Here is an 11779-nt window from a genome sequence, read left to right as displayed (position 1 = left end):
GAGGTTCTCGATGAGCTGGCGGTTCGCCGTGAGCACACTGGGCATGCCCGGCGTGCCGGTGCGTGCGGCGGCACGGACGGCCATCGCACACGGTTGCGAAGGCCTGGAGCTACGGGTGCATCCCGCGGAAGAGGTCCACTTGGGACTTTCCGAGCGCGCCGTCGGCGACGTGCGAACGCTACTGGCCGACCAGGGGTTGGCGGTCGCGTGCCTTGCCGGCTACGCGAAGGTCTGTGCGCCGGGGGCGGACCGGCCGGTGATCGACGAACTGCGCGCCCTGGTCGAACTGGCTCACCGGATCGGCACGTCCGCGGTGCGGGTCTTCCCGGGAGGAGATGGTGACCCGCACCCGCGAATCGAAGCCGTTCTCGACGACCTGCGTGAGGCAGGCGTGCGGCTGCTGGTCGAGACGCACGACTCGCATCCGACCGGAACCGCGGCGCTGGATGTGGTCGCCCGGTTCGGCGAGCCGGACCTGGCCGCGGTGTTGTGGGACGCGGTGCACCCGTGGCGCTCCGGGGAGGATCCGGCCGTCACCAAGCAGGTACTCGGGCCTTACCTCGGCTACTTCCAGGTGAAGGATGCCAGGGACCGGGAGGATCCGACGCCGGTGCCGCCAGGCGAGGGCGCGGTGCCGCTCGCGGAATGCGGCCGGCTCCTGCGTTCGTGGTCGGGCTGGGTCTCCCTGGAGTGGGAAAGGGCGTGGTACCCGGCCATCGCGCCGGTGGATGTGCCGCTGCGCGCGGCCGCGGCCTGGCTCGCCCGGCACGCGTCACCAGGCTAGGTGTTCCGGCAGCGCGGTGGAGCAGACCCGCCGGCTCGTCGACCGGTACGCCACGCGAGGTTGCCGCGACCCTGGTGACAACCCAGGAGAACGTCAGGACGTACGTTTCGCGGGGCCGCCGTCAGGCCGAGTCCCGGATGACGAGCTCGGTGGGGAGAATCAGCGGGGTCGGCCGCTCGCCGTCGATGAGCCGGACGAGCACCCGGGTCATCTCCTGCCCGAGTGCCTCAATGGGCTGGCGGACCGTGGTGAGCGCGGGTTGGGTGTGCTGCGCCGTCACGATGTCGTTGAACCCGACGACCGCGATCTCGCCGGGTACCTCGTGACCCCGGTCGCGCAGCACGGTCAGCGCACCGGCCGCCATGGCGTCGGAGGCGACGAACACCGCGTCCAGGTCGGGATGCTCGTCGAGCAGCCGCACCATCCCCTTCGCTCCGCTGCCTTCGCTGAAGTCGCCGTTCGCCACCCGGGTGTCGGCCAGTCCGGCCAGCGCCATCGCCTCGCGAAAGCCGAGGTAGCGGGAGACACCGACATGCATGTCCAGCGGACCGGTCACGGTGCCGATGTTCCGCCTGCCCCGCGCGATGAGGTACTCCACGGCCTGGCGCGCCCCACCCCGGTTGTCCGCGTCCACGTACCACTGGGGTGCCCGGTCCAGCGAACGCCCGCCGTGCACCACCGGAACACCGCTGTCCTCGGCCATCTTGGACAGCGGATCGTTCTCCCGCAAAGCCAGCAGCATGACCCCGTCGGCACCCCGGGACTGCAGGATGCGGGCGAACCGCTCCCGGCCACGCTCGGAGGCGGCCAGCACCAGCAGCAGCTCGAGGTCGGTCTCCTCGATCACGGCGTTCACGCCGGTGATCACCTCGGCGAAGAACAGGTTGGCGAACAGCGCCGGATCGTCACTGGAGATCGCGAGTACGACCGCGCCCCTGCGCTGGGTGGCCAGCGAGCGGGCCGAGGTGTTCGGGACATAGCCGAGTTCCTCGATCGCCCGCTCGACCGCCTGCCGCGCCTTCTTGCTGACGTGCTGGGCGTTGTTGATCACCCTGGACACGGTGCCGGTGGAGAGGCCGGCACGCTGCGCCACCTCCCCGAGGGTGGGTGGCCGGTCGCTTTTCGTCATTACCGACCCCCTGTTCCGCAGCGTACCCGACCGAGAATAGCAACACTGCAAGCGCTCACAGGCCGCCCCGGGCGATCACGTCCGCGTACCACCGGGCGCTGTCCTTCAACGTGCGCCGCTGCGTGGCGTAGTCGACGTGCACGATCCCGAACCGCTGCGCGAAACCGAAGGCCCACTCGAAGTTGTCCAGCAGGGACCAGACGAAGTACCCGCGTAACGGTACGCCCCGTTCGATCGCCTCGGCGCAGGCTCGCAGATGACCTTCCAGGTACAGGACCCGCGCGGCGTCGTGCACGGCCTCGTCGAAGGCCGCGCCGTTCTCCGTCACGTACAACGATTGCGCCGGGTAGTCGCGGCGCAGCCGCAGCAGCAGTTCCAGCAGCCCGAGCTCGTCGATCTCCCAGCCCATGGTGGTGCGTGGCCGCCCGTTGTCCCGCATGGCCACGTGTGACGAGCCGACGTACGGCGAGGCCGTGGGCCCGCCGGGTTCGCTCTCGCTCGCGACCACCATGGGCGAGTAGTAGTTGACGCCCAGGAAGTCCAGCGGGGCGGCGATGGTCTTCAGGTCGCCGTCCCGGACGTGCTCCAGGCCGGAGATCCCGGCGATGTCGGCCCGCACGTCCTCGGGGTAGGCGGCGTGCAGCAGCGGGTCGAGGAAGATCCGGTTCTGCATGCCGTCGATGCGGCGGGCGGCGTCCCGGTCGGCCTCGGAGTCGGTGTGCGGGGACACCTGGGTGAGGTTGAGCGTGATACCGACCGGAGTCTCGGGCATCGCCTCCGCGGCGAGCCCGTGGCCCAGTAGCAGGTGGTGCGCGGCGCGCAGGGCCGCGGCGGGTTCCCTGCGGCCGGGGGCGTGCCTACCGCTGGCGTAGCCGAGGAAGGCCGAGCACCACGGTTCGTTCAGTGTGGTCCAGCGGGTGATCCGGTCGCCGAGGGCGTCGTGCACGGCGGCCGCGTACTCGGCGAACCGGGCGGCGGTGTCCCGCTCGGGCCACCCACCCGCGTCCTCGAGGGGTTGCGGGAGGTCCCAGTGGTAGAGCGTCGGCCACGGCTGGATTCCGTGCTCCAGCAGGGCATCGGTCAATCGCCGGTAGAAGTCGAGTCCGCGCTGGTTGATCGGCCCGGAACCGGCCGGCTGGACCCGCGGCCAGGCGATGGAGAACCGGTACGCTCCGAGCCCGAGCTCGGCCATCAGCGCCACGTCCTCGCGGTAGCGGTGGTAATGGTCGGCCGCGACCGCACCGGTGTCTCCATTGTCCACTGTGCCTGGTGTGGCGGCGAAGGTGTCCCAGATAGACGGCCCACGCCCGTCCTCGGCGACCGCGCCCTCGATCTGGTAGCTCGATGTCGCCGCGCCCCAGAGGAAGCCGGTCTCGAAGGTGGTCACGCTTTGACAGCTCCTTCCATGATGCCGCCGACGATCTGCTTGCCGAACAGGATGAAGACGAGCAGCAGCGGCAGGGTGGCGATGAGTGCTCCGGTGAACATCAGGGTGTAGTCGGTGTAGTAGGTGGTGGACAGCTGGCTGAGGGAGAACTGCACGGTCGGGTTGTCCGCCTCGAGCACGGCCAGCGGCCACAGGAACTCGTTCCAGGTGGCCATGAAGGTGAACAGGCCGAGGACCGCCGCACCCGGCCGCAGTGCGGGCAGCACCACGGTCCAGTAGATCCGGAAGGTGCTGCAACCGTCCACTCGCGCTGCTTCGAGCAACTCGTCCGGAACCGCACGCTCGGCGTACTGCCGCATCAGGAACACCCCGAACGCGGAGACCAGGAACGGTACGATGACCGCTTCCAGTTCGTTCTGCCAGCCGAGTTCCACCATGATCATGTACAACGGGATGATCCCCATCTGGACCGGGATCATCATGGTGGCCAGGATGATCACCAGCAGGGCGTTGCGGCCACGGAACTTCAGCTTGGCGAAGGCGAACCCGGCGAGCGAGCTGAAGAACACCACCGACACCGTGACGACCACCGAGGCGATCGCCGAGTTGATCAGCCCGGTGAGGAAGTTGGCCTGCTCGGCCGCGAACAGCCGGGTGATGTTGTCGCCGAGGTTGTCGCCGGGCAGCAGCGGTGGCGGCCAGTCGCCGACCACGTCGTTGGTCCGGGTGGCCACCACGAACAGCCAGTACAGCGGGAAGGCCGACAGTACGATCGCCGCGATCAGGGTGCCGTAGATGAGCACGGGGGACTTGCGCACGGCTATTTCCCCTTTCGCATGATGAGGAAGTTGATCAGGGCGAGGAGCATGATCAGTACGAAGATCATCCACGCCACGGCCGAGCCGTACCCGTAGTCGAAGTCCCGGAAGGCCTTCTCGAACATGTACATCGACAGGGTCTGGAACTGGCGCAGGCTGCCGCCGGAGATGGCGTAGCTGCCCTGGCCGAAGATCAGTGGTTCGGTGAACAGCTGCATCCCCGCGATGGTGGAGATGATCACCGTGAAGATGATCGCCGGCCGGATCATCGGGACGGTGATGTTCCAGAACTGCCTGATCCGGGATGCGCCGTCGACGATGGCCGCCTCGTACAGGTCCCTGGGGACCGACTGCATGGCGGCCAGGTAGATCAGCGCGTTGTAGCCGGTCCAGCGCCAGTTGACCATGGTGGAGATCGCGATCCAGGAGGACCACTTGTCCGCGCGCCAGTCTACCGCGTCCACGCCGATCAGGCCGAGCATTCCGTTGACCATGCCGGCGTCCCGGTCGTAGATCTGGCTGAACACGATGCCGATCGCGGCGACCGAGGTCACGATCGGGAGCAGCACGCCCACCCGGAGGAAGGTGAGCTTGCGCAGCCCCTGGTTCAGCAGGCTGGCCAGTACCAGCGCGATCAGCAGCTGCGGCACCGTGGCCAGTACGAGCATGCCGAGCGTGTTGATCGTCGCGTTCCAGAAGTCGGGGTCGTCGAACAGCTCGACGTAGTTCTCGAAGCCGATGAACGTGCCCGAGCCACCCATGCTCCACTGGTGCAGCGAGACCCATGCGGTGTACACGAGCGGGAACAGCCCGAAGATCCCGAAGATCACGAAGAAGGGCGCGACGAAGAGGTACGGCGACCACTTCGTGTCCACCCTGCCGAGGAAGCTGCCGAGCCGGCGCCGTGGCGGCGGTGTGGCACGGCTGTTCTTCCCGGTACGTTCGGCCGTTCCCGGCCGGAGATCAGTCACCAACGTATGTCCTTTGTGGATATAAAGTGGGGCGCGGCCTTCCTGGTACGCCGCGCCCCACCGGTCCCGGTCAGTTCACCAGGCGTTTGGCGTCCTCGACAGCCTTCGCCCATGCCTCGTCCGGGCCGAGCTTGCCCTGCTCCACGGCGACCAGTGCGTTGCTGACCCGGTCACCGATCGGATTGTTGTCCGGGCCGAGGTACACGGGCTGGATCGCCTTCGCGCTCTCCCCGAAGATCTTCCCGACCGGCGCGTTGTTGAAGTAGTCGTTGGTGAAATCCCGCACCGCGGGGTCGTCGATGGCTTGGGGCGAGGAGGGGAAGTTGTTCTTCGACTCGAACGCCTCGATCTGCCCCTCGGGGCTGGTCAGGAACTTCACCAGCTCGGCGGCCTCCACCTTGTGCTCGCTCTGCGTGGGCACAGCGAGGAACGAGCCACCGCGCACGGCACCGTCACCTGGCACCCGGGCGACATCCCACTTGTCCGCGTTCTCCGGACCGGACTGCTTCTCGATCGTGCCGAGCATCCACGAGGGACACGGGATCGTCGCGAATGTGCCGTTCTTGAATCCTGAGTTCCACTGTGGACTCCACGGCTCGATGTTGGCGGAGAGTCCGGACTCGATCATGTCGATGGTCATGCCCCATGCGGTACGGACGGCCGGGTTGCTGTCGATCACCAGGTTGTTGCTGGTGTCGTAGTAGGTGTGGTCGCCTTGCTGCATCAGGATGTTCTGGTAGATGCCGTTCGAGGAGTCGAAGAAGTGCGCGCCGGTGTCCGCGCCGAGGAACCGCTTGCCGGTGGCGAGATAGTCCTTCCAGGTCGGCCAGAGCTCACCGACCGCCTCCCGGTCGGTGGGCAGGCCGGCCGCGGCGAACAGGTCGGTGCGGTAGCACATGCCCTGCGCCCCGATATCCGTGCCCAGGCCGACGAGCCTGCCGCCGTCCGGGGTCAGTGCCTGCTGCCACTTCCAGTCCAGGAAGTTGGATTCCAGCTCGGCGGCCCCGTGGTCGAGCAGGTTCACGAAATGCTGCGGGTTGGCCATGAACTGGCTGAGGATGCCCTCCTCCAGCGCGACCACATCGCCCGCGCCCTCGCCGGTCGCGATCCACTGCTGCAGCTTGGGCAGGTAGTCGCCCAGCTTGCCGATGTTCTCCTCCTCGATCGCGATGTCCGGATGGGACGCCTCGTACTCCGCGAAAAGCTGCTCGTAGCCGAACTGGCTGAAGGTCTTGACGACCAGGGTTGTCTTCCCCGGCTCGGCCGAGTCCTCGGCCTCCCCGCCACAGGCGCTGGTTGCCGCCAGCGCGCCGGCGAGTGCGGTCGCGAGCAGCGTCCGCCTCACTCGAACAGGCATGTAGTACCTCCAGTCGGCTTGCCGTCCCGGAAGCGATAACAAGCCAGGATCGCTGTTCGGGACTCTATGAAACACCGTTCACCTGCTGCGACGCTGCGGCCAGTGCCGGTGTTGACACGCTTCGTTTATCAAGAATTGGAAGCGCTTACAGCGAAGAGTAACCCGTCGGCCTTACCCCTGTGAAGAGGGCGACGCAAGGGAGTTGGATCGGGTGAGACCGTTGACACGCCGGGCCCGCGCGGTGACCATATCGGACTACTGACGCTGCGGCCGGACCGGAACCCTGCTACCAGAGAGGCCCGGTATGTCCGTCCCCCTCAGGCTGGCATCGGCCTGCCTTTCCCTCGTGCTCGTGGCCGTCCTGGCCACTCCCGCGCATGCCGACGGCTACGAGCGGGTGCTCAACGGCACCTTCGACGGTACGAAGAGTCCATGGTGGAGTAGCGGCAACACGCCGTCCCGGGTCGAGGACGAGCAGCTGTGCGCCGATGTCCCCGCCGGAACCGTGAACCCGTGGGACTCGATGATCGGCCAGAACGACATCCCGCTGGAGGCCGACCAGCCCTACACTCTACGGTTCACCGCCTCGGCCTCGGTGGAAGTCACCATCCGCACCGCCGTACAGCTGGCGCACGAGCCACACACCGGCACGCTCGACGGGCAGGTCGCGCTGACCGGCGAACCGCGTACCTTCGAGTTCACCGGCACCTCCACCGTCGCGAGCAGGCACGCCCAGCTGTCCTTCCAGACGGGCGGCGCCACGCGGCCGTACACCTTCTGTGTGGATGATGTGTCCCTGACCGGCGGGGTGATCCCACCCGGCGGTGGCAGGGACTTCGGCACCCCCGTACGGGTCAACCAGCACGGATACCACACCTCGGGACCGAAGCGGGCATCCATTGTCGACTCGTCGACGCGGCCGGTGCCGTGGACCGTGCGGGACGGTGACGGGACGATCGCCGCCAAGGGCCGTACCCGGGTGCGCGGCGACGACCCCATGTCGGGCGACCACGTGCACATCGCCGACTTCTCCCGGATCCGCGAGACCGGAAGCGGCTACACGCTGTCGGTCGGTGCCGAGGTCAGCGAGCCCTTCGACATCCTGGAGAACCCGTACGACGCGCTACGCCGGGACGCGCTGGCGTACTTCTACCACAGCCGCAGCGGGCTGCCGATCGAGTCGAAATACGTGGGCGCGGACTACGCGCGGCCCGCGGGACACGTCGGTGTCGCACCCAACACGGGCGACACCGAGGTCCCCTGCCTTCCTGGCACCTGCGACTACACCCTCGACGTGCGCGGCGGCTGGTACGACGCGGGCGACCACGGCAAGTACGTGGTGAACGGTGCGCTGGCCGCGTGGCAGCTGATGGACCTCCACGAGCGTTCCCTGCGCAACGGCGACGTCGAGGGAGTACGCGACGGCCTGCTGCGGATTCCCGAGCGGCACAACGGCGTCCCCGACATCCTCGACGAGGCGCGCTGGCAGGTGGAGTTCCTGCTGCGGATGCAAGTACCCGAGGGGGAACCGCTGGCCGGCATGGTGCACCACAAGATCCACGACGCGGCCTGGACCTCGCACCCGACGCTGCCCCACGAGGATCCCCAGCCCCGCTACCTCCACCCACCGTCCACCGCCGCCACGCTGAACCTGGCCGCCGCGGGCGCCCAGTGCGCGCGGATCTGGCGGTTCTGGGACCGGGAGTTCGCCGAGCGCTGCCGCACCGCGGCCGAGACCGCGTGGAACGCGGCACTCGCGCACCCTGACCACCATGCTCCCGCCGAGAGCGTCGGTGGCGGCCCCTACGACGACACCGACGTCCGCGACGAGATCTCCTGGGCCGCCGCGGAGTTGTACGCCACCACCGGCGAGCGGGACTACCTGCGTTTCGTCGATACCGAGCTCACGAAGGAAGGCTTCTTCTGGAAGGAGACCGGTGGCCTGGCCGACCTGACCATCGTCCGGCTACCGTTCCGCTTCCCGCTGCGGCAGTACCTCGCGGCGCGCAAGCGGGTCCTCGGGGTCGCCGACGAGTACGTGCGTGACCTGCGGGACCAGGGCTATCCCAATCCCTCGATGCCGGAGGACGGCGCCTACGCATGGGGCTCGAACAGTGCCACCACGACCAGCATGGTGATCATGGCGACGGCCTACGACCTGAGCCGTAAGCGCACCTACCGTGACGCCGTGCTGGAGTCGATGGACTACCTGCTCGGCCGCAACGCCCTGAACCAGTCGTTCATCAGCGGCTACGGCGAGCGGGCCAGCCACAACCAGCACCACCGGCACTGGGCCAACCAGGTCGATCCCGCACTTCCCACCCCGCCGCCCGGCGCCATGGCGGGCGGGCCCAACTCGAGCCTGCAGGATCCGGTGGCGCAGCAGAACCTGCGCGGCTGTGCCCCGGCCACCTGCTACATCGACGACATCGGCTCGTGGTCGACCAACGAGGTGGCCATCAACTGGAACTCGTCTCTCGCCTGGGTGGCGGCGTTCGCCGACTCCCTGTGAACCACCCGCCGTGGCGCCGCCCACGAGAGACGAACGGGCGGCGCGGAGCCAAGGGGCTCGCGGGAACCCTGCCCCGAAGAAAGGTGAATCCACAATGGAGTGGATACGTCGCGCGAAGATTGTGTTTCCCCTGCTCACCTTGTTGACGGTGCCGATCACCCAGCTGGCCGCCGCCAGCCCGATCGACCAGACGAACGGATTCTACGTCGACTCCGACTCCTCGCCCGCCACGTGGGCCAGGAACAACCCCGGCGACCCGCGTGCCGCGCGCATCCAGGCGGAGATCGGTTCCCGGCCGATCGCACGCTGGTTCGGGGACTACAGCGACATCGGTGGCGTCGTCGCCGACCACGTCGGCAAGGCCGACAGTCACGACAGGCTGCCGGTGCTGGTCGCCTACAACCTCCCCGGCCGGGATGCCTGCGGGGGACATTCGGGTGGCGGCGCGGGCAGCGTCGGTGCCTACCGGACCTGGATCGCGAGCTTCGCGGCCGGGATCGGGGACCGGCCCGCCGTGGTGGTCATCGAACCGGACGCGCTCGGTGACTTCGCCTGCATGGACGACACGGCCATCCAGGAACGCCTCGACATGCTCAGGTACGCCACCGAGAAGTTCGTGGAGAAGGCACCCAACACGTGGGTGTATCTCGACGGCGGCAACGTCGGATGGGTGGCGCCCTCGACGATGGCGGACCGGCTGGACGCCGCGGGCGTACGCAACGCCCGTGGTTTCACGGTCAACGTGTCGAACTACTACCCGACTGCTTCGTCGGTGAGCTACGCGAACTCGGTCAACACCGCACTCGGCTACTCGGCCCGGTTCGTGGTGGACACCAGTCGCAACGGCAACGGATCGAACGGTGAGTGGTGTAACCCGGCGGGCCGGCGGCTCGGTGCGCCGCCGCAGACCGGTGGGGAAGCCGAGATGCTGCTGTGGATCAAGACACCCGGCAACTCGGACGGCGAGTGCGGCATCGCCCCGGATACACCCGCGGGGCAGTTCGACCCGGAACTCGCCATCCGGCTGATCGAAGGCACCTGATCCGCTGGGCCGGGTCCTCGGGTCCTTGCCCGGTGACCCGGCCCGGTAGGACCGCCCGCGTCGTGTGGTCGCCGGGCCGTCGCGCGTGGTCCGCGGTCAGCGGCCCGCCACTGGCGGGAGGAACCCCTCGACGCCGACGTGACGGTAGGGCGTCATCCACGGCGCAGCGTTCCGCCGCGCCATCGGGTTGGGCATCGGACCATGCCGCCATTCGTGCGCAGGATCCGGCCGTTGACCCAGTGGCCCTCGGGGCTGGTCACCAGGGCGGGCCTACTACTTGTGTTTTGCCCCGATGGGAACCGCCGACGGTGAGCTGGTCAGCATCACCGGAGCCCGGTGGCCGGTCGAAGAAATGCTCCCGGTCCAGCTGGAATATTCGGTGCAAACCGCCCGCATGGCCGCAGTGTGGTCCGGGTCTCCGTGGCCCACCGACGCTAACGGACATCGCCGTCCGGTTGGCGAGGGTGCCAGCCGTGACCGGCCACCTGCCGCGCACCCCGCGCTCCGACGCCCGGGACAACCGAGAACGCATCCTCGACGCCGCCCGGAGTACCTACCCGACGTTGCTCGGTACGGCACTAGAGTGACCGAAGAGCTGGAAAACGCTTGCACGCTCGGTGGACACCGCGGTCCGAGAGGAGAAATGAACGATGCCGAGGCGTTCCGACCCCGCTGAGGTGCCCAGCCTGGCCGAGGTGGCGCGACGCGCGGGAGTCTCGGCGGCCACTGCCTCACGGGCCATTCACGGCGCGGCTGGACGAGCGGTGTCTCCCGAACTGCGTGACCGAGTTCTGGCCGCCGCGGCCGAGTTGGGCTATGTCGTGAATCCCAACGCGCAGGCGATGGCGCGGGGCCGTGCCGACGTCCTGGGACTGATTGTCCAGGACATCGGCGACCCCTACTTCTCGACGGTCGCCGCAGGGGTGATGCGGGAAGCACGCGCGTCCACCGTGCTCGTCACTCTCGGGGACACCCAGCGTGACCCGGCCGAGGAGCTGGCCTATGTGCGAGCGTTCCGGTCCAACCGGGCGCGCGCCATCGTCATCGTCGGCAGCCGGACGTCCCATCGCGCGATCAATGACGAGCTGGCGGCCGAGCTGGCCAGGTTCTCGTCCGAGGGAGGGCGGGCTGTCGCGGTGACCCAGCCGCGGGTGCCCATCGACGTGATCGCCGTGGACAACAGGGGCGGAGCGGCCGGCCTGGCGGGCGCGCTGCACGATCTGGGGTACCGGCGCTTCGGGATACTCGCGGGGCCCGAGCAACTGCTGACGGCCGCCGAGCGCACGGCCGGCTTCCGGGAAGGCCTCGCCGGCCGGGGTGTACACCTGTTCGACGAGGAGGTGTCCCCCGGTTCGTTCGTCTGGAACGGCGGCTACGACACGACCGCGGAACTTCTGAAGGGTGACAACCTTCCCGAATGCCTGTTCGCCGTGAACGACGTGATGGCACTCGGCGCGATGGCCTGCTTGCGTGAGCACGGTGTACGCGTTCCCGAGGACATCGCCGTAGCCGGGTTCGACGACATTCCCACGCTCCGGGATGTGACTCCGGGACTGACTACCGTCCGGATCGACCTCGACGAGATCGGCCGGAAGGCGTGCCGCCTCGCCCTGTCCGACGCGGCTCGGGTCCCGAGGATCGAGACGTTGACCGGTGAGACGGTGATCCGCGCGAGCACACCGGAGGTGAACGCCCCGGTGCGCCGCCCCGCGGGCACCACGCCCCCGGCCTGACCGCGCTCCCCTGCCGCCGCGCGCGGTCAACCCATGCGCGTCGCTC

9 protein-coding genes are annotated in these 11779 nt (G+C 68.4%); 4 read left to right on the top strand and 5 right to left on the bottom strand.

The genetic code is table 11. From position 1 onward, the window contains the following. Nucleotides 1-10 precede the first annotated feature (10 nt). Nucleotides 11-784 carry a sugar phosphate isomerase/epimerase family protein gene (locus tag FB471_RS24975; protein ID WP_142000780.1) on the top strand — a complete coding sequence of 258 codons (774 nt, stop codon included), beginning with the start codon at nt 11-13 and terminating at the stop codon, nt 782-784. Between the two features lie 121 nt (nt 785-905). On the opposite strand, the gene FB471_RS24970 is transcribed toward FB471_RS24975, so the two are convergent. The 5 genes from FB471_RS24970 to FB471_RS24950 form a co-directional block, all read right to left on the bottom strand. Continuing rightward, nucleotides 906-1913, bottom strand: coding sequence for a LacI family DNA-binding transcriptional regulator (locus tag FB471_RS24970; RefSeq protein ID WP_142000779.1), 1008 nt, complete (start codon nt 1911-1913; stop codon nt 906-908). A 55-nt stretch (nt 1914-1968) separates the two neighbouring features. Next, nucleotides 1969-3300 (bottom strand): GH1 family beta-glucosidase, encoded by a 1332-nt coding sequence (locus FB471_RS24965; RefSeq protein WP_142000778.1) that lies wholly within the window; start codon nt 3298-3300, stop codon nt 1969-1971. Next, nucleotides 3297-4118, bottom strand: a complete 822-nt coding sequence (locus FB471_RS24960; protein ID WP_246076572.1) for a carbohydrate ABC transporter permease — start codon at nt 4116-4118, stop codon at nt 3297-3299. The genes FB471_RS24965 and FB471_RS24960 overlap by 4 nt, the downstream gene beginning before the upstream one ends. Nucleotides 4119-4120: 2 nt before the next feature. After that, nucleotides 4121-5089 carry a carbohydrate ABC transporter permease gene (locus FB471_RS24955; RefSeq protein ID WP_246076571.1) on the bottom strand — a complete coding sequence of 323 codons (969 nt, stop codon included), beginning with the start codon at nt 5087-5089 and terminating at the stop codon, nt 4121-4123. A gap of 70 nt (nt 5090-5159) precedes the next feature. Further along, a complete protein-coding gene (locus tag FB471_RS24950) occupies nt 5160-6446 on the bottom strand; it encodes an ABC transporter substrate-binding protein (protein WP_142000777.1) in 1287 nt (428 codons plus the stop codon). 304 nt (nt 6447-6750) lie between these two features. Here FB471_RS24950 and FB471_RS24945 point away from each other — a divergent pair, with 304 nt between their 5' ends. The 3 genes from FB471_RS24945 (at nt 6751) to FB471_RS24930 (ending at nt 11733) form a co-directional block, all read left to right on the top strand. Next, nucleotides 6751-8958, top strand: coding sequence for a glycoside hydrolase family 9 protein (locus FB471_RS24945; protein ID WP_142000776.1), 2208 nt, complete (start codon nt 6751-6753; stop codon nt 8956-8958). Between the two features lie 94 nt (nt 8959-9052). After that, nucleotides 9053-10000 (top strand): glycoside hydrolase family 6 protein, encoded by a 948-nt coding sequence (locus FB471_RS24940; RefSeq protein WP_142000775.1) that lies wholly within the window; start codon nt 9053-9055, stop codon nt 9998-10000. A gap of 650 nt (nt 10001-10650) precedes the next feature. Continuing rightward, complete coding sequence (locus FB471_RS24930; RefSeq protein ID WP_142000774.1) at nt 10651-11733, top strand: LacI family DNA-binding transcriptional regulator; 1083 nt, start codon at nt 10651-10653, stop codon at nt 11731-11733. The last annotated feature ends 46 nt before the right edge of the window (nt 11734-11779 follow it).

It is taken from the genome of Amycolatopsis cihanbeyliensis, assembly GCF_006715045.1.
Lineage (GTDB): Bacteria > Actinomycetota > Actinomycetes > Mycobacteriales > Pseudonocardiaceae > Amycolatopsis > Amycolatopsis cihanbeyliensis.
This window is presented reverse-complemented; position numbering and strand designations above follow the sequence as displayed.